The sequence below is a fragment of the Mitsuokella multacida DSM 20544 genome, from assembly GCF_000155955.1.
In the GTDB taxonomy this organism is placed as follows: Bacteria; Bacillota; Negativicutes; order Selenomonadales; family Selenomonadaceae; genus Mitsuokella; species Mitsuokella multacida.
The window spans coordinates 1131481-1158215 of sequence record NZ_GG697141.2; the positions used below are offsets into that span (position 1 = coordinate 1131481).

Here is a 26735-nt window from a genome sequence, read left to right on the forward strand (position 1 = left end):
CTGTGCACAAAAAAACGAGAGACACGATGGTCTCTCGTTTTTTTATCTTAGATTCGTATCGACGGATTCGTTTCTTCGAAGGCTCGCCTGTCCGGGATGACGAAGCGGCGCAAGGGCCCTCTAAGGCGCGGGGGCTGTGGGGCCTCCTGCTGCTGAGCCGCGACAACGGCGGTGGCGTACAAGGTGACGGCCGCGTTGGTCGCGAGCGTGCGGACGGCGTCGAGGTAGGGGAAGACGACGAGTGCGAGGAACAGCATGGCCGCTGTCAGGCGGGGCGGGATCGGGAAGAAATCAAATCCTTTCTAGTTGTCTGGTTTTCATGTCAAATGCTTGATTGGCTGTATTCTACCGGGCAATCCTGATTTTTACCTGAGAACGCCAAATTTTTTTCAGTCCTTATGGCGCAGCCGTTCCAGCGCGAGGCGGTAGATGTGGCTGATGCTGGTATCGGAGAGGTGGTGGATAGCCGGTTCGTCGGAGTGGACGATGCTGTAACCGTAGGTGATGGTGACGGGGTTACCTGCGACCTCGTGGATGGCCTGCAGCCGATACTGGAGCTCGCGTGCGAGCTCCTCCGACTCCTTGTGGCTTGTCTCGCGGCGCAGGATGGCGAAGGTCGCGTTCTGGATGCGCGAGATGGCCGCACCCTTGCCCGTGTGGCGGCGCAGGATGTCCGCCTCCTCACGGACGAGCACGCGCAGGAACGAGGAGTCATACGAGTCCTGGATGTGCTTGTCGAAGCGGCTCTCGAGCAGGATCAACGCGTAATCCTGCTTGTCCATCGTATAGGCCTCTTGGTAGCGGGTCAGGTCGCTGAGGAAGCCCTGGCGGTTGTGAAGCCCCGTGATGGTGTCCTCGAATGGCGACGGCAGTTTCTGATGAAGGTCGCGGTACATCGCATCTACGTCGACGAAGACGCCCATGAGCCCGATGATCTCGCCATTCTGGTAGAGGGGCCATTTGTAGCAGGTGATGTGGTGCAACTCGCCCTGGATGATGCACTCGCCGACGACGTTCTCGATGGTCTTGCCCTTATGCAGGACATCGAGCTCGTCGAGGCGGTAAGCGTTGTTGTCGACGTGCCAGTTCATGTCCTCGTCGGTCTTGCCCACAATCTCGTCCACGGACTGGAAGCCATAATACTTCAGGAAGGACTTCGTCGCACCGAGGAAACGGCGCTCCTTGTCTTTCCAGAAATAGCGGAAGCGCGTATTGCGCTGGAAACTCTGCCAGAGCAGAGCCGCGAAATCCTTGCTGGTGGCAGCAGTGCCTTCCGGCAGCAGCGTCGGCGCTTCGACCACCCAGGTGGCCGTCAGCATGAGCGGATGCGTACCACTAGAAAGCAGGATGGCAATGCACTCGCGCCATTCGTATTTGCCCTGGCGGTCGCGCACGCGGAACCGGCAGGAGATGCGGCCGTATGGGCTCTTGCGGATGCGCTCGACGACCGTCTCTGTGTCACAGAACGCAAGGTAGCGCGCGCGGTCTTCTTCGTAGACGAATTCCTGCGCGACCTCCTGAAGGGCCTTTCGGATATCGTGGGTAACACCGGGTTTGCCGTCATTGCCCATCATGCCTCCCTGTACGTAGAGCGGGTCGATCGTGTCCTGCTGGAAGTCCACGATGCAGACATGCTCGAAGATGCTGTAGAGGTAGCGCAGATGGGCGTCAAGCTTGCCCTGCTGCAGGCCCTCGATGCTGCGCGAGATGTTCTGGAATTCGACATGGACAAGCAGATGGTGATTCATCGCGTAGACGACGCGCAGTCGAGTATTGACGTAGTTGCCGCTGTCGATGTAGTAGAAGGCCTCCTCCTTATGGCTCTGGCGCGAGCGGTTGATGCCTTCCCAGAAGAAATCATAGACCTCGGTTTTTCCCTTGATGCTGAGATTTTCTTCAACATCCTGCAGTCGGTAGCCGAGCGCCTGGAGTTGCTCGCGGTAAGCCCTGTTGGTGTAGAGGAAGCGGATGTGGCCGCTCTCCAGCGCATCGAAGAGTGCACTCGTCCGGTCCGTCTGGCGGATGACCATACTCGCGACGTCATAGTAATGGCACCACTTGCGTTGCTCGATGCCGCGCCGCTCTTCCCGGATATGTGCGAGCGTCCCCGCCAGCGGGCGTGGCTTGCCGTAGAAGAAGCCCTGCTGGCGTCCGCAGCCAATCGAAGCGAGGAAGTCGGCGTGTTCCTGTGTCTCCACGCCCTCGGCGAGTGTCTTAATGCCGAGATCCTTGGCCATGGCGATGACCGAGCTGATGATGCTGCGCGACTTCTCGGTGAAGTTGCGCAAAAAGCCCATGTCGAGCTTGATGAGGTCGACCGTGTAATCCTTGAGGATGTTCAGCGAGGAGTAGACGCTGCCGAAGTCGTCGAGCCAGATCTCATAGCCCTCCTGGCGCAGGTGCGTGAGGGCCTGCTGGATGACATGCGAATCCTGCGCCAGGACGCTCTCCGTGATCTCAACATGCAGGAAATCGCGCGGCACAGCGTACTTCCTGCGCGTGTTCTCGATGAAGGCAAAGACATCCATCATGTCGAAGTCGTAGCGCGAAAGGTTGAACGAGACCGGCGTGATGGGCAGGTTCTCGTCGAGCCGCTGGCGCAGCATGCGGCATACCTCCTCAAACACGAAACCATCGAGGCGGTGGATGAGGCGCACCTGCTCGAGGACCGGGATGAAGGACCCGGGCGAGAGGAAGCCGATCTCTGGGTCAATCCAGCGAGCCAGGGCCTCCATGCCGCAGAGCTCGCCCGTCATCGTGCGGATGACCGGCTGGTAATAAACCTGGATCCAATGCTTCTCGATGGCCTCATCGAGGTGCGCGATGACGCGATCGCGGATATCGCGGTCGACCACGACACCCGGGCGCGGGATATCGATTTCCTGTATTGTGCAATAGTAGACCGGCCCGTACGCCTCCGTCTGGACACGGCGTCCCGAGACATCCGCATAGCGGATGCGGCTCGTGCGCGTGAAGAGATGGCCGCGGGCATGGTTGAAGCCCTCCGGCGTTTTCGCCAGCGCATGCAGGATGTCCTGCTTGATGCGCGCACGGTCGTCCATCGCGATGAAATGGAATGCCATGCCCGCCGTATGGCGGTAGAGGTCCTCAAGATCGCGGCAGTCAAGCAGCCGTATCGTCTGCTCATTCGCATAGAGCAGGCGATACGGTTCCTTGCCTTCCGCAATATAGAAACAGCAGGGCAGGTTCTCCATGACACCAGGGAACTGCCGTAAATCAATCGTGTGTTTCTCCGATTCTGTTGATTCTGTCATAAATATGCCTCATTCAAGCAGGGGAGTCTCCTTGTCCCCCCCAGTAGACTTTCACAATCGTATTCTATCTCTATTATACAGTGAGTCTCTTGGAAAAAGAAGATGGGAGGACAACTTTCTCAGAGCAAATTGCTTTATAGAGCTACAGGAGGATGGCACAGTGCGAAGGGCAAGGGCAGCGCACTGAGATGTGAAAGTTTTTACAGTATAAGTGCAAAAACTTTCGTGCAGGACCTATGCTGGGGCTGACATCATCGGCTTCCTGATGCTCATGAAGCAAGATCAGGCGATAGATAAAAAGAAGCAGCCTTCACCGTGATGAACGGTAGAGGCTGCTTTGGGATTCGTTTAGATATAGGGTGGTGTTCATTCAAAGAGCGAGTTGGTCTTCGGAGTGGGAATCTCGCCTGCCATCATCTTTCCGAGCACGACCTGTGTCAGCAGGCGGTATTCGCGGTACGTCTTCTTGCGTGAGCAGGCATGCTCGCGGTTGAAGCCCCTGCGGCCGGCCAGATAGTCGAGCTGAGAAGCATTGCGCTTCATGAAGGAGAGGAGATCCGACAGCGTCATGGCAGCGACATAGTCCTTAGCGTGCTTCAGGTAGAAATTTGCACGGTCCTGATTCTCTTCCTGCTCCTGCACTTCGCGCATGCGTTCCTCGAGCTGCTTATTCTCGATGCGAGCCATGCCTTTCTTCAAGGCTGTCTTCGTCTGATGCGATGCGCCAGCCCAATCCTGCTTGACGGCTGCGATGAAATAGCGGCCGTATACATCCAGCTCCTTCTTCTTGCCCATGCGCTCGTCCTTGGTGATGCGGTCAAAGACGAGGTGGAAGTTGCTGACGATGCGGTCTTCCGGGATTCCGTCGAAGTTGTCCTTGATGTAGCTTGGCTCAAAGCCTTCTTCACAGGCCATACTGAAGAGGACGAGGATGCGCTCGCTGAACTTCTCCCGCAGCTGCTTGACAAGTGCCGGTGCGAGATTGGGGAAGTAGGTATCCGCAATGGCCTGTTTGGTAAAGCCGAAGACAATCGTCGTGGCCTTGCGGCCAGGCCCGCCGTCGTCATCGATGAAGAAGTCTTTGTACTTCGTACGGTTCCGGATTTCCTCGATGGAACCCGTGAGAACTTTCCGCTTGAATTCTTTGTAAGATGATTCAGGATAGATTCCGATTTCACTGCGAAACCGCTCGATTGAAAGTTCATGGATGTTCAGACAATCGAGATTGCGCAGATAAATAAAGAGGCGCATGGAGACAATCGTATCGAGTGCCAGGATGTCTTCGATGTCCATCGAGAGGTACGTTCCCTCGCGGAGATTGAACAGATACTGGTTGAGTCGTGGAGGGATGCTGACCTCAAGGATGTGGGTCTTGCGATTGTACGAGAGCTCTGAGATGAAATTGGCGTGGTAGATGTCTTGTTCTCCATTGTCATCCCCTCGCGACCGAAGGTCTATATAGTTCTGGGAGAGCTTGGTGAAGATCTCCGCGACCATCATACCGCGCGCCTTGCGTGCATCGATATTGAGCTTATCGGCAAAGCGGAGCGCATCGAAGACGTATGTCGTGCTCTGTTCTGGTACATGATTCTCATCCATCGAAGCAATGAAGAGATACCAAGCCTTGAGCTGGTTCTTGCTCAGTGTGTACTTTGCCGTAGCGAATTCCTGTGCAATTGTCATCGGGCCTGTATCCTTGGGGATCAGGAACACCGGGCGATGGACCAACTGCGTCTCTTCTTGTGCCGACATGGAATCGTGCCCCTTTCATGCATGCCTGACTTCTCTTTCTATGAATATTATACAGGGCCTTACTCGGAAAAAGAAGACGACGCAACAACTTTTCTAGACACCTTTGCAATATGCGTATTACAGTATTATATATATAGAGTATAGTATAGTAGTGGCAAAGGTGTCGGGTTTGGTTGTTGCCGCGAAGCCGCATAAAATCTAGATTCTTGCACATTTACCTGCCGGAAGCAGAACGGAAAGGTGTCTAGTTTGGTTGAAAGGTGTCGGGTTTGGTTGTTGCAGGAAAATGCCCGCAAACCCTTGATATTACTTGATTTTTGGCCCAAAATACAGGATTGAAAGGTGTCGTGTTCGGTTGTTACGGGAAAACGTGAGGACCTGGCACAATTCTGACAACTCCGCGAAGCCTTGATATTGCTCACTTTTTTCTTTGATGTAACAAAAAAAACGACAGCCTAAAGGTGTCGCGTTTGGTTGAGGATTTTTGCAAAGGTGTCGCGTTTGGTTGAGAAAGGTGTCGCGTTCGGTTGTTTTATCCACAAGCTGCCTTTAGTTATGCACAGGATATCCACATAGTTATCAACAGGAAATTATCCTGAAGAATGGTGCTGAACTTGTGAAGAAAATGCGGTGACTGCTCAGGCCTTTTCATGAGCTGGATGGCCGAGTTGATGAACCTATGAAAAATTTGCGGTTGCCCGTCAGAGGCCCTGAGAACGCTGGTTGGTGGGAAATGAACATACGAAGAAGTTGCGGCTGCCTCTCGGATCCTTTTCGTTGGCTGGATGACCGAGGTATCGAACCTATGAAAAATTTGCGGTTGCCCGCAGAGACCTTGAGAATACTGATTGGCGGGATGATGAACCTATGAAAGAAATGCGGTCACCGCTCGGACCCTTTTCGTTGGCTGGATGGCTGAGGTGGCGAACCTATGAAAAATTTGCGGTTGCCGAATGGTGTATCGAATGGCCGTGAAGGTGTTTTATGGAAAAGGGAAGTACAGGTGATGGAATGGAATCGAATCTACAGGTATGGCGGCGGAATCTTTACATCTGCTGCGTTGCTTCGTTTGTGGTGTCGGTAGGGATGAGCCAAATGGCGCCGATTCTGCCGCTCTACATCGCACAGCTCGGTGTGGAGGGCGTAGGGGAGATTGCGCGGTGGTCGGGCATTGTCTTTGGCTGTAATTTCATCAGCCTCGCGATCTTCTCGCCGATATGGGGGCGCTTGGCGGACCGCTATGGACGCAAGCCGATGATCTTGCGCGCGTCGTGCTGGCTCGGTGTCATCATGATCGGCATGGCGTTTGCGCAGTCGGTCTGGCATCTCGTGGCGCTGCGCCTGATGCAGGGATGCCTGTCGGGCTTCCAGGCGGCTGTCGTGCCGCTGATTGCGCAGGAGACGCCGAAGGAGCACTCGGGCTGGGCGATGGGTATGTTCTTCTCGGCACAGGTCACAGGCGGCCTCCTGGGGCCTCTGCTCGGCGGTTTCCTCGCGGAGTGCATCGGCATCCGCCAGAGCTTCCTGCTCATCGGCGCGCTCTGCCTGCTCGGCTGCCTTGCACTGACGCGTGTCCGCGAGACACATCGACCGGTTAAGCAAACGGCAAGTGTCGGATTGCGCGAGCTGTTTGCTGCTCTGCCACATCGCGGCGCGATCGTCGGACTCTTCCTGACGACGCTCATCATGCAGTTCTCGCTGACCTGTATCCAGCCAATCCTGACGGTCTATGTCAAGGAACTTGCGCCGACGACGGATCACCTCGCTGTGATTGCAGGTGCCGTTTTCTCGAGCGCGGGCTTTGCGAGCATGCTGTTTGCCTCGCGGCTCGGCCACATCTCCGACCGTGTCGGCTCGAACCGCGTGCTGCCGGCCTGCCTGCTGCTCGCAGGGCTTGTCTCCATCCCGCAAGGCTTCGTGACGGCACCGTGGCAGCTCGCCCTGCTGCGCTTCGTGCATGGTATCGCTGTCGCGGGCCTCATGCCCTCCATCAACAACCTCATCCGCCAGCTTGCACCGTCTTCTTGCATGGGGCGCATCTACGGCTTTAACCAGTCGTTCCAGTTCATTGGCATGTTCTCGGGCGCGTTCCTCGGCGGGCATCTCGCTGCCTTCTTCGGACTGCGGCATATGTTCTTCCTCGTCGCCATCCTATTGCTCGTCGACGCCATCTGGTGCCATCGCATGGAGCGGCGCGGATAGCGGCTCCACGCGAGAAAGGCTCTGGAACCACGCATGATGCGTGGCCTCCAGAGCCTTTCTTGCAATCTGTACCTCTGAAAAATTTGCGGTGCTGCGAGTCTCGGAAGGGAGACGCGGCCGTTTCAGCGCGGAACTGAACCTATGAAAAAAATGCGGTCACCAATTGCTCTCGTCGATCAGCAGCACGTAGAAGATCTGCCCGTAGACGTCGGTGTCGACGAGGCGGCCTTTGTCGAGGATGTTCTTGACTTTGCCGGTCTTGGTGAGGATGCGGTAGCGGACGGCGTCGTTGCCCTCGCTGCCGGGCTTCTTGACCTGCTCCCAGATGCTCTGCTCGACGGCGTCGTATTCGTCAGGGTGGACGATGCCGCGGAAGGTGCCGCCGGTATGCTGCTGGAACTCTTCGAGGGTCGTGCAGTCGAAGAGCTGGATGAGCTCGAGGTTGGAGAAGAGGATCTCTTCTTTGCCCGTGGCCTTGTAGATGAGGATGGCGCCGGGGAAATTCAGGATGATGTCCTTGAGGCCGAAGGCCAGCTGGCTGCGGTCCTCCTTGCTGATGTGCATCGTGTACGGCAGGACGCCGTTCTTGCCGCGGAGTTTCACGGCGTAGAGCGCGGCATCGGCACAGCGGAAGAGCTCGGCGTGGGAGCTGCCCTGCTCGGGGTAGGCGGCGTATCCCATCGAGATCGTGTAGGTGTGCGAGTGGCCCTCATAGCTGAAGCCCTGCAGGCGTGCCGAGAACTTGCGCAGCAATGGGTCGGCTTCTGCGGCCGTGCAGTCCGGCAGGAAGATGCAGAACTCGTCGCCGCCGTTGCGCCCGAGAATGGCGGGATGCTGGAAGGTCTCGCTGAGACTGCAGGCCATGCTGCGCAAAGCAGCGTCGCCGGCGTCGTGGCTGTAGAGGTCGTTGATGCGCTTGAAGTCGTCGATGTCGATCATGATGCCGACGGCCTTGGCCTTCGGGTAGCGGTCAAGGTAGGCGTCCACGGCGGTATCAAAGCCCTGGCGGTTGTAGAGGCCGGTCAGGACGTCGGTGTCGGCCAGCTGGCGCAGGTAGCGGCGGCGGTTCTGCAGTGTGACGAGCACATGCGTCAGGAAGGTCAGGACGAAGACGAGCAGCAATCCGACGGCGAGCGTGACGGCCAGCGGAAGCGGGATGTGCCAACCATCTGCCGGGGCGACTTCGAGCTTCCACTGGCAGCCACCATAGGAGAAGACCTGTTTCTCCATCTGGTCGGGGAGATTGTTGGAGGCGAGGACGATATGGTAGTCGTCGCGGCCCGGCGCCGTCTTGGAGATGCGGTAGGCGTGGCGCGTCTCTTGGAGGTCGGTCACCGTCGAGTCAAAGACATCCGGTACCTTGAGGACGGCAATCGCGAAGCCCCAGAATGTGCGATTGCCCGCGGCATCCGTCAGGTAGATTGGCTGGCGCAGGGCAATCGCCTGATAGTCATCCGTCAGGTTGAATGGACCCTGCATGGTCGCTATGCCCGTGTCGCGGCTGTAATGGAGGCTATCCAGACGGTCGGGCAGGGAGTAGAGGTCCACTTTCCCCGCTCCTGCCGCATCGCTGGGATAGATGTCCGTCACGCGCCCCTGCGGCGCCAGCTGGATGCTTGCGACATAGGGCCGCGTCGCCATCATCTCTTTGGCGACGTCCGCGAAGTGCTCGGGGACCGTCCCCGTGTCGGCGATCATGTAGGCCAAGGTCTCGGTCACCGAGCTGCTCGTGTTGAAGTCCTTCTCCAGCTCGTCTGCATAGATCTGAGCGGCCTGCGCGCACTCTTCGCGCTGCATGGCCTGCTGGTTCTCCACAACATGCCCGAGAAGCAATAGGTACACCGTCATGCCTACGACAAAGACGATGGTGGTGATGATGCTGCGTCGCATAGACAGCCCCCTCTCCGCGGTGCCCCTGTGACACCGTGCCCCGTACAATGCCGAGAGCAGCCAGCGGTCCCGCCACCGCGCCGGGCATCGATAGTAACACTTATGGTTTTATTATACCATGCTATGGCATAGAACGTACAAGCGAATTGTTTCGACCATCCCATATTCGCTGCTTCGGCCAAAAAAAATCCCCCCCTCGACCGACTGGAACAGCCCCAGTCAGTCGAGGGGGATTCTCTAAGAGTTGGACTGCTAGGAAAGATGGCTGGCAGGATTTTCTCTTGCATGGTAGAACAACTAATTATAGTTGTTCAGTTGAGAAGGAGTTTTCTTAGGTTATTAATTATATAGACAAACATGTATATTCGTGATATTATATAAACAGAGGAGGGATATGGCTATGCGCATACCCAATATCACGAATTACAAACCGAAAGAATTTGCCGCATTATTGAATGTCACGGTCAAAACGCTTCAACGCTGGGATCGTGAGAAGATATTGGTTGCAAATAGGACGCCCACGAATCGAAGATATTATACCTACGACCAGTACTTGCAATTCAAGGGCATCGAGAAAGATACGGATTCGCGTAAGATTGTTCTATATGCCAGGGTATCGAGCCGGAAGCAGGCAGATGATCTAGAGAACCAGGTGGATTTCCTCCAGCAATACGCGAATGCTAAAGGCTTGATTGTCGATACCATCGTCCGAGATTATGGCAGTGGTCTGAATTATAACCGTAAGAAATGGAATCAGCTCCTAGATGCTGTCATGGAAAATCAGGTCAGGATAATCCTCGTGTCACACCGCGATCGTTTTGTCCGATTCGGGTTCGATTGGTTTGAGCGGTTCTGCAAGAAGTTCAACGTGGAGATCGTGGTCGTGAAGAACGAGAAGCTGTCCCCGCAGGAAGAGCTGGTGCAGGATATCGTCAGTATACTTCATGTATTTTCTTGTCGGCTTTATGGGTTACGTAAGTACAAGAAGCAGATTGAAGGAGATGAGGAACTTGCTGAAGGCATTCAAGACAGAGCTCCGTCTCACCGAACGGCAGAAGGATAAAGTTCGCCGTTCACTCGGCATCTGCCGCTTTCTCGCGAACCAGTACATCGCCCGCAACATCTGGCTGTACCGCCTGTATCAGCGCGGCGTCCTCGATGAAAAACAGCGCCGTTTCGTTACCGCCAATGACTTCGACAAGTACGTCAACCATGTGCTGAAGAAGAAATTCCCCTGGATAGACCAGTGCGGGTCCAAAGCGCGCAAGAAAATCCTCGTCAATGCGGAGCAGGCGTTCAGGCGTTTCTTCAAAGGACAGGCGCACTTCCCGCGCTTCAAGCGGAAAAACCAGCAGAACGTGAAGCTCTACTTCCCGAAGAACAATAAGGGCGATTGGACCATCTGGCGTCACAAGATACAGATTCCGACTATCGGCAAAGCGCGCCTGAAAGAATTTGGCTATCTGCCGCAGGGCGTGACCATCAAGAATGGGCATGTCTCCTATAAAGCGGGTCGTTACTACGTCTCGGTCACAGCCGAGATTGAGGAGATGAGCCGCTATAACAATGACCTAGAGGCATCGTACCATCCGCGGTCGGATGGCATCGGTGTGGACCTTGGTGTCAAATCGCTTGCCATTGTCAGCGACGGCAGGATTTTTGAGAATATCAATAGGACTTCCCGGGCCAGACGGCTCGAGAGGCGGCTGAGAAGAGAGCAGAGGCGTCTCAGCCGCAAGTACGAGATGCGAAAGAAGAAAGGTGGTAGTACTGCTACTGCCTCTGCAAATATAGAGAAAAAGAAATTATCGGTACAGAGACTGCATCAGCGGCTGGCGAATCTCCGCCGCAATCACGAGAATCAGGTCATCCACGCACTGGTGGAGCAAAAACCACGCTTCATCACGGTGGAAGACCTCAACGTGACCGGCATGATAAAGAATCGTCATCTCTCGAAGGCAGTGTCAGATCAGCGCTTCTATTCCTTCCGTGAAAAGCTGCGGCGCAAGGCAGAGATCATCGGGATTGAGGTTCGCATCGCGGACCGCTTTTACCCGAGTTCCAAGACCTGCCACGCCTGCGGACATGTGCATAGCGGCCTGAAACTCAAAGACCGCGTCTACGTCTGCCCCGCATGTGGCTTCACGGAGGACCGCGATTTGAATGCAGCGTTGAATCTGCGCGATACGAAGAATTATCGCATCGCCTGATTCACGTTTCACATCTCGATAAATGTACCGATGGCTAGTCGGGAACAGGCCGTTGCCTTGCGAGGCAAGGAACACGGCCAACGCCTTTGGAGTGTACAAGAACTTGTGAGTAGTCTCAGGCTTGCCTGGATAAAAGCATACACGATGAATAAGGAATTTTTCTAAGACATGCACATTTTTGTCTATGTTTTTAGTAGCAGTGAATCGATTGGAACAATTCTTTGCGGGGATGTTCTCGCCGGAATGGCTTGCAGCGCTCTCGGGCATCTTGCTGCTCGACCTGCTGCTCTCCGGCGATAACGCCATCCTCATCGCCCTGGCCTGCAAGAACCTGCCGCATGAGATGCGCCGCAAGGCCATCATCGTCGGCGGCCTCGGCGCCGTCTTCGTGCGCATCGTCTGCACGCTCTTCGCGACCGGGCTGCTCGCCTCGCCGTACATCGAGTTCATCGGCGGTGCCGCGCTCGTCTTCATCGCCATCAAGCTCGTCACCGACCACAGCGACGGACGCGTCGACGACAGCGGCAATCATCCGACCACCTTCGGCCAGGCCGTGCGCACGATCCTTATCGCCGACTTCATCATGAGCATCGACAACATCCTCTCGCTCGCCGGCGTCGCCAACACCGTGCCAGAGGGCAAGTGGAGTCTCATCATCTGCGGCCTCATGATCTCCATCCCCATCGTCCTGTTCGGCGCCCAGATCTTCCTGATGATCATGCTCAAGGTCCCCGCCCTCATCTACCTCGGCGCCGGCATCCTCGGCATGACCGCCGCCGAGCTCATGACCGAGGACAAGGCCCTCGGCGTCTACTTCGCCCCCTACTCACTCGAGCTCAAAGTCCTCTTCGTTGCCGCCGTCCTGCTCATCGGCTACACCATCAACCGTCGCCGCGAACGGCAGCACGAAGGCTGAAGCATATACAAGATAAATGAGATATATCCTAGGAGGAATAATCATGAACATGAATAATATCAAAACCGTGATGCTCATGGTCCTCATGGCCGTCATCATGATGCTCATCGGCGGACTCGTCGGCGGGCGGACCGGCCTGACCATCATGCTCTTCTTCTCAATCGCCATGAACCTCTACAGCTACTGGTGCAGCGACTCCCTCGTCCTGCGCTGGAGCGGCGCCCAGGAAGTCACGCGCGAAGAAGCCCCGCAGCTCTACGCCCTCGTCGAGAACCTCGCGAACCGCGCCGGACTGCCGATGCCCAAAGTCTGCATCATCGACGCCGACGAGCCCAACGCCTTCGCCACCGGCCGCAACCCCAACCACGCAGCCGTCGCCGTCACCACCGGTATCATGCGCGTCCTCGACTACAACGAGATCTCTGGCGTCCTCGCCCACGAGCTCGCACACGTCAAGAACCGCGACATCCTGACCTCCACCATCGCCTCCATGATGGCCACCGTCATCTCCTACGCCGCCCAGTTCTTCATGTTCTTCGGCGGCTCTAGCGACGACGACGACGGCGTCAACCCGATTGCCGCCATCGCCATGATGATCCTCGCCCCGATCGCCGCCATGCTCATCCAGATGGCCATCTCCCGCTCCCGCGAGTACGAAGCCGACCACGACGGCGGCGAGATCTGCGGCAACCCCAACTACCTCGCCGACGGCCTCGAGAAAATCGAGTACTACGTGACCCATTCTCAGGAGACCCTGCCGAGCGCCAAGCCCGCTACCGCCAACATGTACATCGTCAACCCCTTCGAAGGCACCGGCAAAGCCCTGACCAAACTCTTCAGCACCCACCCCGATACAGCCGAACGCATTGCCCGCCTGCGCGAACAGGCCAGAGAGATGCGCGTCCGCTAATCGAATGACGAGCATAAAAAACGAGGTACCGCAACGGTACCTCGTTTTTGATTTGTGTCTAGGGGCCGGGGGATGTATTTCGCCTGCAGGAGCGCAGCGACGAAGCCGAAATACATCCCCCGGCCCCCTTGCTGACCGTATCTCGCCGCTCACAGCAGCGTAAACAGCAGCGCACTGATCGTGAAGTAAGGCCCGTAGGCGAAGTAATCCCCCTTCTTGCGCTTCCCCGTCGCGAGCATGATCAGCGCCGCCATCCCGCCGAGCACGATGCCCGCAATCACGACGGTCATGAGCATATCCGACCCGAGCCAGAGCCCGAGCGCCGCCACGAGCTTGATGTCCCCGCCGCCGATGCCGCCCTTCGTCAGCACCGCCAGCGCGAGGAAAACGACGCCGCCCACAGCCGCCGCCATCAGATGGTCCGTCAGCACGCGGTCGAGCAGCGGGATCGAGATGATCCCCATCACCGCGAACGGTATGAGCATGCGGTCAAAGATCACGCGCTGCTCTAAGTCTGTCCACGTGTAGAGCACCATGAAGTACTGGAAGATCATCAAGAACACCAGCTTTGTCAGATGCACGTACGGAAGCGTGAGCATCGTGAAGCAGAACAAGAACCCGATGCAGACCGCAAAGCGCCCCGGCCGCTTCTTCTCCTGCTCCTCGATGCGCTCCGGGAAGCTCAGCAGCCCCTCCGTGCCCTTCGCCTGGCGGTAGCTCGCCGCGATCCAGCGGCTGCCGAGCAGCCCGCCGCCCACCGCCAGCAGTACCGAGAGCAGGCATTTCATTATGGTAAATATCATTCCAAACACCCCTTTTATAAAAAAGAGTTACATGCTGACCTTATCCTAGCAAAAACGTAGCGATACGTCAAAATTTCTAAGAACAAATTGCGTTAGATATGGTATACTTATTGGCATAAGATAAAGATTGCAGAACGCCTTGTTATAAAAGGCAGGGCAGGTCGCAGCAGCCGTTGCAGTTGAACCCCATATTAGGGATTCATGAAAAGATAAGTAAGGGAATGGCAGTATGGCAAATCAGCTGAAACCCATGGAGCGCATCCGTGAGTTCCTCGACAAAATCACATATCGTCAATGGGTGGTGGCGGCAGGCGTCGTCAGCATCCTGCTCGGCCTCATGGTCTACCTCGCGATGTCCGGCGATGACCAGAAAGCGGCCGAGAAGCCGCAGACCAACCTCGTGCAGGTCGTCGCCGCCAAGCAGGACATCCCCGAGCGCACCGTCGTCAAAGAGGACATGCTCAAGGTCGTAGAGGTCCCGAGTGAGCTCGTGCCCGAGGGCGCCTTCCACGACGTCGCCGATGCAATTGACCATCCGACGAGCACCGCGATACAGCAGGGCGACATCATGACCTCGCGCAAAGTCTACGTCGACATCCGCATGGCGGGCTTCACGGGCATCATTCCGCCCGACTGCCGTGCCGTGACCATCCCGATAAACGACGTCACCGGCGTTTCGGGCTTCGCGCATCCGGGCGACTACGTCGACATCATGGTCATCACCGGCACGAAGGAGAACGGCATCAACGGTCGCATCATCCTGCAGGACGTCCTCTTGCTCGGCATCAACCGCACGGCTGACTTGCCGAACACGCCGACCGGCGACAGCAGCAAGAAAGACGGCTCACAGAGCGACAAGCAGGACGCAAGCTCCGGCACGGCCAATGTCGGCAGCGTCAACACCAAGGCCTCGAGCGACACGATGGCCACCGCCACCGTCGCATTGAAGCCAGCCGACGCACTCAAGCTCGCCGCCGAGTCGCAGGAAGGCACGCTGTACCTCGTCCTGCGCCCGTTCAAGCCGCGCGACATGTACACGTTCGACACCGACTACGCCGGCGTGCCACAGGGCAACGGTCAGGCCGCATCGAGCTCGAGCGCACCGAGTGCGCCGCAGCCAGCTCCGGCACCGGCCTACAGCGCACCGCAGAGCGCGCCGAGTGCCCCAAGCTATTCGGGTGGCGGCTCCAGCTACAGCGCGCCGAGCAGCTCTAGCTCTGGCGATTCGGCCAGCTCGATGCCCGTCCTCGGGCGGACCATCGAGGTCATCCGCGGTGTGACATCGACGAGGGAGGGAGTCCAATGAAAAACGCCATCTACGGCCTGACGGCCACTGTCATTGCAGCAGCAGCCATCCTCTCCCCGGCCCCCGCCTACGCGCAGTTCACGCCGCTCTCCATCGACCTCAACCAGTCGTACTACCTCAACACGGGCCGCAATATCACGCGCGTTGCCATCGCCAATCCAAAGATTGCCGACGTGAGCCTCTTGGACGGCACGTCCTTAAACGTCATCGGCATCTCGCCGGGCACGACGACGCTCAACGTCTGGGCGTCGAACGGCTACCGCTACGAGTACCGCATCACCGTCTCCGATCAGGACTCCGGCCTCGCCAAGATCGTCCAAGACGCCATCGGCCTGCCAGATGTGCGCGTCCAGATGATTGGCGGCAAGATATTGCTGCGCGGTACGGTAAAGAACCAGTATGAGCGCAATTTGGCGTACACTATTGCTAAACTTTATGCAAAGGGTTCTAATTCTAGTCCTAGTCAGGATCAGGGTCAATATGTTTCGACTACAGAGAGTAAAAGTAGTATGACCCCAGATGGTCGATATGAGAATAAAACAGTAACTAATGATTCGTATCAACGTACGCCCAGAGATACTAGCGGCAGTACTGGCGATTCTGTGGTTAATCTACTAGAAATGACGAATCCGGACCAAATCAACATTGAAGCGATGTTTGTTGAGTTGGGGACATCGGATGCCAAAAATCTCGGTATCAATTATGCATCACAGGATATGAGCGATACAGATAGTAGTGGCATCAAAATGAATGATGTTGGCACTTATTATGCCGGGGAGTCATATGGCCGTCAACGTAGCGGAGGCAACCATTGGTATAACAGTAATTGGCTTTTCACACATTTTTCGAAAATTAATGCTGAAATCCACGCATTAATTGAGAATGGTAAGGCCCGCGTCATTTCACGCCCTAATGTCACTACCATGAGTGGTAAAAATGCAAGCATTCTTATTGGTGGCGAGGTTCCTTATCAAGAATCTAATGGTTTTGGTTCGACCACAACATCTTATAAGACATATGGAATAGGAATCCAACTTTGGAAACCGACGGTTGATCAGGACGGCAACATCACGACCGAACTCGAGACACAGGTCAGCCGCCTCGACTGGAACAACGCCGTCACCAAGGACGGCTACCGCATGCCGGGCATCGCGACGCGCTCTGCCTACACGACCGTCAACATCCCTTCGGGCATGACGATGGTCATTGGCGGCCTGCTGAATTCCAACGATGCCAACACCATCCAGAAGGTGCCACTCCTCGGCAACATCCCTATCTTAGGCGAGCTCTTCAAGTATCACAACAAGTCGCGTCAGAAGACCGAAATCGTCGTCCTGATCACGCCGCGTGTCGTCAGCGAAGAGACGCCGGCGCGCATGTCGCCGGACATGGAGGATGCCTACAACGACAGCCGCCGCGAGGTACGCGATATGAAGCAGGTCGACGTCAACGGCGAGATTCCCGAGAAGTCGAACGAGCAGCTGGCCAAGGAAGCCAAAGACGCCGCCAAGGCCGCGAAGAAAGCTGCCAAAGCACAGGCCAAAGCCCCTGCCATCGACCAGTCCGCCGAGCCAACGGCCGACCTGCCGGGCAACCGCATTAAAGCCACTGCCCGCGACATCCTCGACCGCATGGATAAGTAAGATGAATCCCTGAATTACCGAAAGGAGTGATGCCCATGTCAACGGAACCCCGGCCGACGTCTGCCAACGGCATTGTCATCACCTTTTTCAGCACGGCTTCGGCCGTCGGCAAGACGCTCGTCGCCTGCAACATGGCGTCCGAGCTGGCCCGCGAGGGCTACCGCGTCTGCCTCGTCGATTTCGATCTCCAGTTCGGTGACGTCTGCCACTACCTGCAGCTCCAGCCGACGAAGACACTGGCCGACCTCCAGCGCACGATGCAGGTCGAGGGCGACTCGTGCCGCGTCCAGGAATTCCTGACGCCGTATGAACGCGAGGGCGTGCACTTCTCCGTGCTGGCCGCGCCGAAGCTGCTCGAGGAAGCCTACAACATCCACCACGACTACGCCGTGCGCGCAGTGCGCGCGCTGCAGCGCCAGTTCGACTACATCCTCATCGACATGGCCTCGATGTTCAGCACGCTGAATCTTGCCATGCTCGACCAGTCGACCATCGTGACTTTCCTCGGTATCGTCGACTTCTTGCCGACGATAAAAAACATGAAAATAGGTATGGACACCCTTAAAACACTGGGTTATGATAAGAACAAGATCCGCCTCGTGCTCAATCGCAGTGATGCCAAGACGCGCATCAGCCTCGCGGACGTGCAGAAGCTCCTCGGCGAGCCCTTCTACCACGTCCTGCCGAATGATTTCCGCGCCGCGAGCACTTCGATACGAGACGGCATCCCGCTCGTCCTGGCGCCGCAGAGGACGGCCCTTGGCGATGCCCTCCGGGCCCTCGTCGACCGCTACACCAACCACAGCAGCACCCCAGCCGAGACAGAGGCCAAGCAGCAAGAGTCATCCTGGCTCAGCCGCATCTTCGGTTAAAGAAAGGAGGCATTCCCGATGTACCGTGTCATGCTGGTCGAGAAAGACCGCCTGATGCTCTCCAAGCTCAGCGCCGTCATCGAGCGCACGCCGGGCTTCACGATGGCTGTACGCTATCAGAGCAAGCAGGACGCACTGGGCCAGGGCCGCATGTTCGACCCGAACCTCATCCTGCTCGATATCGACAACGAGAATGCCATCCCACTCATCGAGTCCTTCCACCAGTCCTACCCCAATGCCGACATCCTCGGCATGGCGGCTGAGTGGCGCCCCGAGAGCGCGACACACCTCATCGGTGCGGGTGCGCGCGGCTGCCTCATCAAGCCGTTCACCGGCGTCGAGCTGCAGGAGGCTGTGCGCGAATTCGTCACGGAGGGCAGCGAGAAGGACTGCGAGACGCTCGTCTTCTTCAGCCCCAAGGGCAAGAGTGGCAAGACGACGCTCATAGCCAACCTCGCCGAGGCTCTGGCGCGCCGCTCGCACGAGCAGGTCGGCATCATCGACGCAGACCTGCAGTTCGGCGACATGGCCGTCTTTTTCAACCTCGCGCCGAAGTCGACGATCGTCGAGGCGGCCCGCGATGTCAGGTTCCTCTCCCCCGTGACGCTCAAGCGCTACTACGTGCCCGTCTCCGAGCGCGTCCACGTGCTCTGCGGTACGACGAAGCCGAACTACATCGACAAGGTCTCCATCCCGCAGCTCGAGAACATCATCCGCATGTCCAAGAGCCTCTTCCGCTACCTGCTCATCGACGTGCCGCCGGGCTTCAACCCGACGTCGATTGCCGCCGCGGAGAACTCCAGCGTGACGTACCTCTGCGCGATGATCAACGGCGCTTTCGAGATGGACCACATGCGCCGGGCGCTGGCGATCTTCCAGGACTGGGATGACGCCGACGAGCGCGCCAGGGTCATCTTCACGCGCGTCTCGCCATGCACGGAGCAGAAGCGGCGCGAGCTCGAGAATGAGCTCGGCCACCCCGTCGCGGCCATCATCCCGAATGAGTACCTCGTCGTCTCGCAGGCCGCCGACAACGGCCAGATGGCGACGGAGTTGCAGCCGGACAATCCGCTCGCCAAGAGCGTCGACCGGCTCGCCGAGCAGATTATCGGCAGCCGCGCCCCGCAGGCAGCGAGGTGGTCGTCATGAAGGCACTTCTCGCCATTCTGATCACCGTCTTCTGCTTTGCCCTGCTCCTCGGGCTGCTATCCATCCGCTCGCGCGAAGACCGCGTCATGACGGAGCGCCTCAACTACTTCGCCGGCGGCGAACAGGCGCAGCGCCAGAAGCAGAAGCTCACGCCGAAAGCCTTGCTCTATAACTGCATTGAGGGCATCGCCAATGGCCTCGGGCGGCTGCAGCAGGGCAAGCGCATCGAGCTCATGATGCAGCAGGCGGACTGGCCGATACGCGGCACCGAGTTCGAAGCCATCCTGCTGCTCTGGGGCGGGCTCGTCGGACTCGTCACCTTCCTCGTGACGCTCAAGGGCGCGATGTTCTTCGTCGGTGCCTTCGTGGGCATCCTGATGGGCTTTGCTCTACTGGGCCTGCGCATCCGCAGACGGCGCAAGAAATTCACGAACCAGCTCGGCGACATGCTGACCATGGTCGCGAACGCCCTGCGCGCCGGTTTCAGCTTCATGCAGGCCTTCGAGCTCATCTCCCGCGAGATGGACGCCCCGATGGGCCGCGAAGTCCAGCTCGTCGTCAATGAGGTCAACCTTGGCAACACCCTCGAGTCCGCGCTCGACAACATGCAGCGCCGCGTCGCCAGCCCCGACTTCGAGCTCGTCGTCACCGCCGTGCTCATCCAGAGACAAGTTGGCGGCGACCTCGCCAGCATCCTCGATACGATCAGCGAGACGATTGCGGAGCGAGTTAGGATGCGCAGAGAGGTCATGACATTGACGGCTCAGGGAAGACTCTCCGGTATTGTCTTGGCTATCTTGCCATTTGCGATGGCAGGTATCCTGACCTTCATCAAGCCGGATTATCTGAAGCCATTGCTTGAAGATGAGGTGGGCCGCATCATTATCGGCATAGCCATAGTTTCAGAACTCATTGGCATCTTTTTTATCAAGAAAATCACAGATATTCGTTATTGAGGTATAGATATTGTCATTGATATCACTTTTATCGTACATGAAGCGACGTTACTTATCCGAACGAGGACAGGGAATAGTTGAATATGCTCTGTTATTAATTTTTTTGATAGGAATCTTTGCTTTTTTCATGAGTCCATATTTTAGGTTGCGGTATCGCTTGATTTATTTACAAATAATAGGAGAAATAAATAAAATAGTAAGTTAAATTTTATTTTATATTTACATGTATGTATTCTCCATAAGGAGTTGCATAATAAATAAATAATATAATATTAAGGAGGAGTATTTATGTTAGAAATTCTTAAGTACATGAAAGTCCGCTATCTTAATGAAAAAGCTCAGGGCATTACGGAGTATGCCTTGTTGCTGGTTTTTGTCGTAGCTGTAGCGGCAGCGGTACTGTTCAATACTACGACTGGTACAAGCTTAGCTCAGGGGCTCAAAGATGCATTTGGGAATGTAGTAAAAGAGCTTACAGGAACACACACTGTTGTAAGTGGAAGCTGATAGGGTACTGTATGTAAGGGGGCGGGATTTATGAAATTCCAGAAAGGACAATCCATTTTGGAATTTGCATTTATCCTGCCTTTTTTTCTTTTTGTTCTCTATTTTGTTTTTTATTTATGCTCTTATTTTGCCGATTATTTATATCTTAGTTCTATTGTTCGTGATAGTGCTCGTTCAGCATCTGTTATAACTACTGAAGATTATCAAAAGATAGGATACAGTGATGTATACAAAAACTATAGTGATGCAAAGTTACCGTTAAATTTTTATGAATGGTCGCCCGATAATCGCAATGATTTTAATGTCAGTTATGTAAAATCATCTGGAAATGTACAAGTAAAAGCTTGGGCAAAAATAACAGAAAATACAAGCGGTTCTACTTTTGTTCATATTGTAAATGGTTTGGGAAAACTTATTGGTAGTGATAAAGATATCACAGAAAGTTTTGATTTAAAAATAACGTACGAAATGCGTAGTGAGAACAAACAAGAATAATGAGAGGTGAGGTACGATGTCGTTATTGACGCGCCTGGGACGGGCGGCTGGTGAGAATCGTCAGGTCAATATTTTTGGTGCCCGTGAGGACAGCCAGGATATGGCGGCGGAGCGCTCGTATCAGGAAGTCAAGCAGCGTATCCATCAGCGCATTGTCGATGAGATGACGCCGGAGGAGCAGCTGATGCTGACTTCGGTGCATCAGGACCCGCATCAGGTCGAGACGCTCATCACGGATTACTGCCAGCGCGTGCTCGACGAGAATCCGTTTGCCATCCCGCAGGGCGAGAAGCCGCGCCTCATCGCGGACATCCGCGACGAGGTGCTCGGCCTCGGTCCTATCGAGGCGCTGCGCAAGGACGACGCCATCACCGAGATCATGGTCAATGGCCCGCGTCAGGTCTTCGTCGAGCGCATGGGCAAGCTCGAGCTGACGGATGCGAAGTTCCACGACACGGCGCATCTCATGAACATCATCGAGCGTATCCTGACACCGCTTGGCCGCCGCGTCGATGAATCGTCGCCGCTCGTCGATGCGCGCCTCGAGGACGGCTCGCGTGTCAACATCATCATTCCGCCGCTCTCGCTCGTCGGTCCGTGCCTGACCATTCGCAAGTTCTCCAAGACGCCGCTTAGCGTCGACAACCTGATTTCCTTCGGCACGATGGACGAGAAGATGGCGACGTTCCTGCGCGCCTGTGTCAAGGCGCGCATCAACATCCTCGTCTCGGGCGGTACTGGCTCCGGTAAGACGACGACGCTCAACGTCATCTCGTCGTTCATCCCCGAGGGCGAGCGCATCGTCACCATCGAGGATGCCGCCGAGCTGCGCCTTCAGCAGCAGCACGTCGTGACGCTCGAGGCGCGCCCGGCCAACCTCGAGGGCAAGGGTGCCATCACCATCCGCGACCTCGTGCGCAATGCCCTGCGCATGCGCCCCGACCGCATCATCGTCGGCGAGGTCCGCACGGGCGAGGCGCTCGACATGCTGCAGGCCATGAACACGGGCCACGATGGCTCGCTGACGACGGCCCATGCCAACAGCCCGCGCGACGTCCTCTCGCGACTCGAGACGATGGTCATGATGTCCGGCCTCGAGCTGCCAGAGCGTGCCATCCGCGAGCAGATCTCGTCGGCTATCGACCTGATCATCCATCAGGCGCGCCTGCGCGACGGCAGCCGCAAGATCACCTACATCACCGAGGTGCAGAAGATGGAGGGCACGACTATCACGACGCAGGATATCTTCCGCTTCGATCAGACTGGCTTCGACAGCAACGGCAAGATCCTTGGTCACTTCGTGCCGACCGGCTTGCAGCCGAGCTTCCTCGAGAAATTCGAGATCAGCGGCATCAAGCTGCCCGACGGCTTCTTCACCGCCGCCGGTACAAATGACATCGCCTTCGAGGGCGGCCACTTCTGAGGCGTAATTTACGATTTGAGAAAGGATTGAGACGATGCTGAAGCTGCTGTTTGTCCTCTCCCTGACGGCTGTGTTGTTCTTGATTTTGCTCGGCCTGATTCGCAGCAAGGTCCAGCCGAAGTCGACGATGCGCCAGCGTATCGAGAGTCTGGAGACACTCGACGTGCAGCCGGGGGCCTTTGGACAGCCGCAAGCGGCACAGCCCGAGGCCAGGAAGCCAGCGGGCGGCATCAAGCAGATGCTCGGCGCATTGGCGACGACCTTGACACCGTTGCGGCTGCGCCCCATCATCCAGAAGCGCATCATGCTCGCAGGCAAGTCGCGCGAGTGGGGCGTCGCCGAGTTCTTCGGCAGCTGCCTGCTCGGCGCCGTTGTCATGTGGCTGTTTGCGCTGGTGATGGTCCGCACGGCTACATATGCGCCCGTACAGAAGGCCATGATGGTCTTCCTGCTCGGGCTCCTAGGCGGCCTCATGCCCGTCGTATTCCTCAATACGACCATCCAGCGCCGCCAGAAGCAGATCGAGCACCAGCTGCCAGAGGTGCTCGACCTGCTCTGCGTCAGCGTGCAGGCGGGACTTTCCTTCGACGCCGCGCTCTCGAAGATCACGGCGCGTATGAAGGGCCCCTTTATCGACGAATGCCGCCGCATGCAGGATGATATCCGCATGGGCGTCGTGCGCCGCACCGCCATGCGCAGTATGGCCGACCGCTGTGGACTCGAGGACGTCTCGCTCTTCATGACCTCCATCATCCAGGCCGAGCGCCTCGGCACCAGCATGGGCAAGACTCTCAAGAACCAGGCCGACAACATCCGCGAACGCCGCCGCCAATACGTTAAGGCCCAAGCCATGAAAGCCCCGGTCAAGATCGTCTTCCCGCTCGTCCTCTTCATCTTCCCAGCCATCTTCGTTGTCACCCTCGTGCCGAGCTTGCTGTACCTGCTCAAGAACCTCTAGAAAGAAATAATCATGCAGACAAAAACATTTCAGGTAGAAGGGGCCGACACCACCCTCACCGTCCATCTAGCGACCAACTTCTGGCAGCGCTTCCGCGGCCTCATGCTGAGAAGCACCCTGCCGCCCGCCACGGCCTTGCTCATCGCGCCGTGCAACAGCATCCACATGTGTTTCATGTGCTTCGCCATCGACGCCGTCTACCTCGACAAACAGGGCAAGATCCTCAAGATTGCCAGCCACCTGCGCCCCTGGATCGGCCTCTCCGCCTGCTGGCGCGCTCACAGCGTCCTCGAAATGACAGCAGGACAGGCAGACGCCCTAGGACTTCATACAGGGCAAAAGTTTACAATTCAAGAAGCAAAATAAAAGTCAGGCCCGAAAATATCGTGCCTGACTTTTTCGCTGTCCTATATCATTACGTGCATGTGCGCACATGATTCTACATAATTGTGTGATTCCCACCACATAATTATATATAATCGTGTGATGTCAGAAAAGTGCCTATTTTACTCATTCCTCGTCAAAACATCCCTTGAGCCGTTGGATGCTAGCGATAGCGACGAGGACTTTTTATATAATATTACATAAAACGTTGACATATTATGTAATATTATATAAAATAGTCGTAGAGGTGATGACATGACAACGGCTGAGCTTATACGATTGCTCAAGAAGCATGGATGTTACATGGTGCGGAACGGAGCAAACCACGACATCTATCAAAGTCCCGTCACGGGGAAACTGTTTTCCGTGGGACGTCACTCAAAAGAAGAAGTCCGAACTGGGACGCTCAAGAAGATTCTCAAGGATGCGGGAATCCCATTGAAATAATGGACTGCTTTCATAATAACCACGAGAACAAGGAGGTCATTATCATGAAATATGTATATCCAGCAATCTTGACGCCAGAAGATGATGGTGTCATCGTATCTTTTCCTGATGTAGAGGGAGCTTATGCGGATGGGGCTACCATCGAGGAAGCGCTCGACAACGCGGAAGATGTCCTGAATGTAATGCTGCTTACGATGGAAGAACAGCATAAAGAAATTCATCCACCGACGCCGCTCGCATCGCTTAGGATTCCAGAAGGATCTACAACAGCTCTTGTACGTGCCGATACGCTGGCATACAGCCGGAAAGTTGATACAAGAGCTGTCCGCAAGAGCGTCTCTATTCCAGCATGGATGGATGCTCTGGCAAAAGATCATAATCTGAACTTGTCGAACGTTTTGCAGAACGCTATCCGCAGAGAATTGAATATCGCATGATTCATGATTGATTACGGAACTGGCTGCGCAAAAGTACCCTCCACGGTGACCAAACCGCGGAGGGCACTTCCTTTTGGTAGAGCGATGTCCACCTCAAATCCTAGCTCTATCATACCACGAGAGCAGATGCTAAACAAGAAGGATGGATCTCGTCCGCCTCGCAAGCTCGGCACCATCCCCGTGAGCGTGGATGGCTTGCTGCAATAGGATTACTCTTCGTCAAAACGGTCTTTGAGTCGCTGGATACTGGCTGTAGCAGCGATAGAGCGCAGCTGGGAGATGGCAGTATCATGGAGGCGCTTCAAGCGTTCAGCTTGAGGCAGGCCTGTCTTGATGAATTCTGCATTGAGGTTTTCTAGATTAGACAGGACGATGAGCTCGACGAGATTGGCGGCATCGCGGATATTTCCTCGTGCATCGGGGTTCTAAACGTGTCGAATTCGACGCTTTTAGATGTTTTGACCTTTATGTGCATTTGCGTGATTGTTGTTATCTGCGCTGATGATCTGGCTGATGGCAATCTGGGCAGCGGGGGTGGCGGCGAGAATCTTCTTGCCGATGCGGGTGGCGGTGTCATCTTCCCCGGGTTTGGCGTGTGATGTGGCCTGGGATTTGGACAGCTGCTGGGCGGTAAGCAGGATGTTCTCAAGTGAGCGGCGCAGGAAGTCGCGTGTGACATCGTCCAAGGGCTCGTGGCCGTTGCAGAAAGTGCAGCTGCTGTCTGGGGCTAGGTCGGCAAGCAAGGAGCGGAGCTGCTGCTGGACGTCGTGCGGCTTGCGGGCGGAGGGCTCTGTCTTGCGTGTGGGTGGCTCTGCGGGCGTATCCGTGCGGCCCAGCAGGTAGTCGGTCGAGACATGGTAGAAGCGTGCCACCTTCGAAAGCGTTGTATAGTTGGGCTCGCGCTTCCCCGATTCATACATGCCAACAGCACTCCGACCGATGCCAGTCTGCTTTGAGAATTCGTCCTGCGTCAGCCCACTTTTCTTGCGCAGGGCCCTCAGTCTATCGGCAAATACCATCTTGATCCACTCCTTTTGCGGTAACTTTTTTTAATATTACCACATTTTGTGACAACGAACAATGATGTTTTATTCACAAATTGTGCTTTTTAGACGATGTGGATGGTGCGAACTTATACGAGTATAGCAACTTCGGCACGCTATATTGAGACAGCTGCGGTGAGAATACGGGCTGCCCGAACTGCGGGGCTCCGTTCAGCGACTCGCATCCGATCGAGCCGTTAGGTGCCAGCAGCTGGAATCCGAATCAGGGCTGAGCCGATACGATACGGTATTAAAAATTCGACGGGTGAATTTCCTTCATCATGGTAAAGGAAATTCACCCGTCGAATTTTTTTCCAAAAAAATCAGCCTTAATCTCGTTGACCAAGACTGACGTTTCTCCATTCCTAAGAACTGCTTGAAGGTTGTTTACAGCCTGTTTATTGGGGTTGGGTCAATGATTATCCCGTTTCCACTTGGCGAAGGACCCACCCAGCCTGTGGCGTTAGGATAGTATGTTCCTGATCCAGTTCCATTGTAATTTCCTTCATAAATCTTAACGGGGTGAGAATTCCCATCCTTCTTCGTATAATAATAGCCGGGATTATTCTTGTAAGACGCTTTCAATGCATCGTAGGTCGTACCGCCATTAGCATCTGCCGAATAATAAGTGAACACCGTGTGCCCAGTGGTAGTGACCCTGACAAACCAGGCATCTCCCGGTTTAGCCTGGATATTCAGCTCCTTGGCCAGTTTCTCTCCTTCTGCGCTATCTGATGTAATTTCCAACGTTTTGCTAGGTTTCCCCTGCAGCTCATCAGCCAGTCCTTCATACCGCCCCTGCCGAAGCCGTTCAATGATGTTCTGTGCTGTAGTGGCCGCACTAAGCTGAATATTGACATTGCTGAAAACAGAGCGGATGGAGTCTGCCAAGTTCCCATTGGCAAAGAGCACGCCCCCAATACCTACAACGAAAGCCAGTATCAACGCATATTCAACAATACCTTGCCCTTTCTGCTTCCACATCTATTTTCATCTCCTAACTCATTGTTGTCTTTTGAACGTCAAACACATCATCTTCTATTATACTCGAAAACAATCTGCAATACCAGTCATGGTACTGGTGGACTGTTACAAAGAGGCAAAAGAAAAATCAGCCTTGACCTGCGAGATCAAGGCTGATTCTATATGCAATGTGG

At 55.8% G+C, this 26735-nt stretch carries 24 protein-coding genes; 18 read left to right on the forward strand and 6 right to left on the reverse strand.

Annotated elements, in window-relative coordinates; genetic code table 11:
* Positions 1–2: 2 nt before the first annotated feature.
* Positions 3–362: a hypothetical protein gene (locus MITSMUL_RS12850; protein WP_169627141.1), complete on the forward strand. Its 360-nt coding sequence runs from the start codon at positions 3–5 to the stop codon at positions 360–362.
* Between the two features lie 27 nt (positions 363–389).
* Here the strand turns inward: MITSMUL_RS12850 and MITSMUL_RS05250 are convergent, their stop codons facing one another.
* Complete coding sequence (locus tag MITSMUL_RS05250; protein ID WP_005840624.1) at positions 390–3275, reverse strand: EAL domain-containing protein; 2886 nt, start codon at positions 3273–3275, stop codon at positions 390–392.
* A gap of 366 nt (positions 3276–3641) precedes the next feature.
* Positions 3642–5027: a replication initiation protein gene (locus tag MITSMUL_RS05255; protein WP_005840625.1), complete on the reverse strand. Its 1386-nt coding sequence runs from the start codon at positions 5025–5027 to the stop codon at positions 3642–3644.
* Positions 5028–6038: 1011 nt separating this feature from the next.
* Between MITSMUL_RS05255 and MITSMUL_RS05260 the strand changes: the two genes are divergently transcribed.
* Positions 6039–7229, forward strand: coding sequence for an MFS transporter (locus tag MITSMUL_RS05260; protein WP_040635536.1), 1191 nt, complete (start codon positions 6039–6041; stop codon positions 7227–7229).
* Between the two features lie 156 nt (positions 7230–7385).
* Here MITSMUL_RS05260 and MITSMUL_RS05265 read toward each other — a convergent pair whose 3' ends face one another.
* On the reverse strand, positions 7386–9119 hold the full coding sequence (locus MITSMUL_RS05265; RefSeq protein ID WP_005840628.1) for a sensor domain-containing diguanylate cyclase: 1734 nt from the start codon (positions 9117–9119) through the stop codon (positions 7386–7388).
* 415 nt (positions 9120–9534) lie between these two features.
* On the opposite strand from MITSMUL_RS05265, the gene MITSMUL_RS05270 reads away from it, so the two are divergent.
* The 4 genes from MITSMUL_RS05270 to htpX all read left to right on the forward strand — a co-directional run bounded on the left by MITSMUL_RS05270 (position 9535) and on the right by htpX (position 13155).
* Positions 9535–10182 (forward strand): IS607 family transposase, encoded by a 648-nt coding sequence (locus MITSMUL_RS05270; RefSeq protein ID WP_147653181.1) that lies wholly within the window; start codon positions 9535–9537, stop codon positions 10180–10182.
* Positions 10121–11329, forward strand: a complete 1209-nt coding sequence (locus tag MITSMUL_RS05275; RefSeq protein WP_005840630.1) for an RNA-guided endonuclease InsQ/TnpB family protein — start codon at positions 10121–10123, stop codon at positions 11327–11329. The genes MITSMUL_RS05270 and MITSMUL_RS05275 overlap by 62 nt, the downstream gene beginning before the upstream one ends.
* Before the next feature lie 199 nt (positions 11330–11528).
* A complete protein-coding gene (locus MITSMUL_RS05280; RefSeq protein ID WP_310592179.1) occupies positions 11529–12245 on the forward strand; it encodes a YjbE family putative metal transport protein in 717 nt (238 codons plus the stop codon).
* Between the two features lie 49 nt (positions 12246–12294).
* The gene (htpX, locus tag MITSMUL_RS05285) at positions 12295–13155 is read left to right on the forward strand and encodes a zinc metalloprotease HtpX (RefSeq protein ID WP_040635919.1); all 861 of its coding nucleotides are present in this window, start codon (positions 12295–12297) and stop codon (positions 13153–13155) included.
* A 149-nt stretch (positions 13156–13304) separates the two neighbouring features.
* Here htpX and MITSMUL_RS05290 read toward each other — a convergent pair whose 3' ends face one another.
* Positions 13305–13958 (reverse strand): prepilin peptidase, encoded by a 654-nt coding sequence (locus MITSMUL_RS05290; protein ID WP_005840638.1) that lies wholly within the window; start codon positions 13956–13958, stop codon positions 13305–13307.
* A gap of 229 nt (positions 13959–14187) precedes the next feature.
* Here MITSMUL_RS05290 and cpaB point away from each other — a divergent pair, with 229 nt between their 5' ends.
* The 12 genes from cpaB (at position 14188) to MITSMUL_RS05345 (ending at position 24535) form a co-directional block, all read left to right on the forward strand.
* The gene (gene cpaB / locus MITSMUL_RS05295; protein ID WP_005840640.1) at positions 14188–15264 is read left to right on the forward strand and encodes a Flp pilus assembly protein CpaB; all 1077 of its coding nucleotides are present in this window, start codon (positions 14188–14190) and stop codon (positions 15262–15264) included.
* Positions 15261–16907, forward strand: a complete 1647-nt coding sequence (locus tag MITSMUL_RS12115) for a type II and III secretion system protein family protein (RefSeq protein WP_005840642.1) — start codon at positions 15261–15263, stop codon at positions 16905–16907. The genes cpaB and MITSMUL_RS12115 overlap by 4 nt, the downstream gene beginning before the upstream one ends.
* Before the next feature lie 35 nt (positions 16908–16942).
* Complete coding sequence (locus MITSMUL_RS05305; RefSeq protein ID WP_040635544.1) at positions 16943–17779, forward strand: CpaE/TadZ family protein; 837 nt, start codon at positions 16943–16945, stop codon at positions 17777–17779.
* 18 nt (positions 17780–17797) lie between these two features.
* The gene (locus tag MITSMUL_RS05310) at positions 17798–18928 is read left to right on the forward strand and encodes a CpaE/TadZ family protein (RefSeq protein ID WP_005840646.1); all 1131 of its coding nucleotides are present in this window, start codon (positions 17798–17800) and stop codon (positions 18926–18928) included.
* Positions 18925–19884: a type II secretion system F family protein gene (locus tag MITSMUL_RS05315; RefSeq protein WP_005840648.1), complete on the forward strand. Its 960-nt coding sequence runs from the start codon at positions 18925–18927 to the stop codon at positions 19882–19884. The genes MITSMUL_RS05310 and MITSMUL_RS05315 overlap by 4 nt, the downstream gene beginning before the upstream one ends.
* Before the next feature lie 288 nt (positions 19885–20172).
* On the forward strand, positions 20173–20391 hold the full coding sequence (locus MITSMUL_RS05320; RefSeq protein WP_005840652.1) for a hypothetical protein: 219 nt from the start codon (positions 20173–20175) through the stop codon (positions 20389–20391).
* A gap of 30 nt (positions 20392–20421) precedes the next feature.
* Positions 20422–20886: a TadE/TadG family type IV pilus assembly protein gene (locus MITSMUL_RS12310; protein ID WP_005840654.1), complete on the forward strand. Its 465-nt coding sequence runs from the start codon at positions 20422–20424 to the stop codon at positions 20884–20886.
* A 16-nt stretch (positions 20887–20902) separates the two neighbouring features.
* Complete coding sequence (locus MITSMUL_RS05325; protein WP_005840656.1) at positions 20903–22309, forward strand: TadA family conjugal transfer-associated ATPase; 1407 nt, start codon at positions 20903–20905, stop codon at positions 22307–22309.
* 34 nt (positions 22310–22343) lie between these two features.
* On the forward strand, positions 22344–23267 hold the full coding sequence (locus tag MITSMUL_RS05330; protein WP_005840659.1) for a type II secretion system F family protein: 924 nt from the start codon (positions 22344–22346) through the stop codon (positions 23265–23267).
* 12 nt (positions 23268–23279) lie between these two features.
* Positions 23280–23633, forward strand: coding sequence for a DUF192 domain-containing protein (locus tag MITSMUL_RS05335; protein ID WP_005840661.1), 354 nt, complete (start codon positions 23280–23282; stop codon positions 23631–23633).
* 273 nt (positions 23634–23906) lie between these two features.
* Entirely contained in the window at positions 23907–24098 is a 192-nt protein-coding gene (locus tag MITSMUL_RS05340) for a type II toxin-antitoxin system HicA family toxin (protein ID WP_005840664.1), read from the forward strand.
* 44 nt (positions 24099–24142) lie between these two features.
* Positions 24143–24535: a type II toxin-antitoxin system HicB family antitoxin gene (locus MITSMUL_RS05345; protein ID WP_040635925.1), complete on the forward strand. Its 393-nt coding sequence runs from the start codon at positions 24143–24145 to the stop codon at positions 24533–24535.
* Positions 24536–24984: 449 nt separating this feature from the next.
* Here the strand turns inward: MITSMUL_RS05345 and MITSMUL_RS12120 are convergent, their stop codons facing one another.
* Together MITSMUL_RS12120 and MITSMUL_RS05355 are read right to left on the reverse strand one after the other, a co-directional pair.
* The gene (locus tag MITSMUL_RS12120) at positions 24985–25554 is read right to left on the reverse strand and encodes a helix-turn-helix domain-containing protein (RefSeq protein WP_005840666.1); all 570 of its coding nucleotides are present in this window, start codon (positions 25552–25554) and stop codon (positions 24985–24987) included.
* 411 nt (positions 25555–25965) lie between these two features.
* Positions 25966–26562, reverse strand: coding sequence for a Flp family type IVb pilin (locus MITSMUL_RS05355; RefSeq protein WP_005840667.1), 597 nt, complete (start codon positions 26560–26562; stop codon positions 25966–25968).
* Positions 26563–26735: the final 173 nt, after the last annotated feature.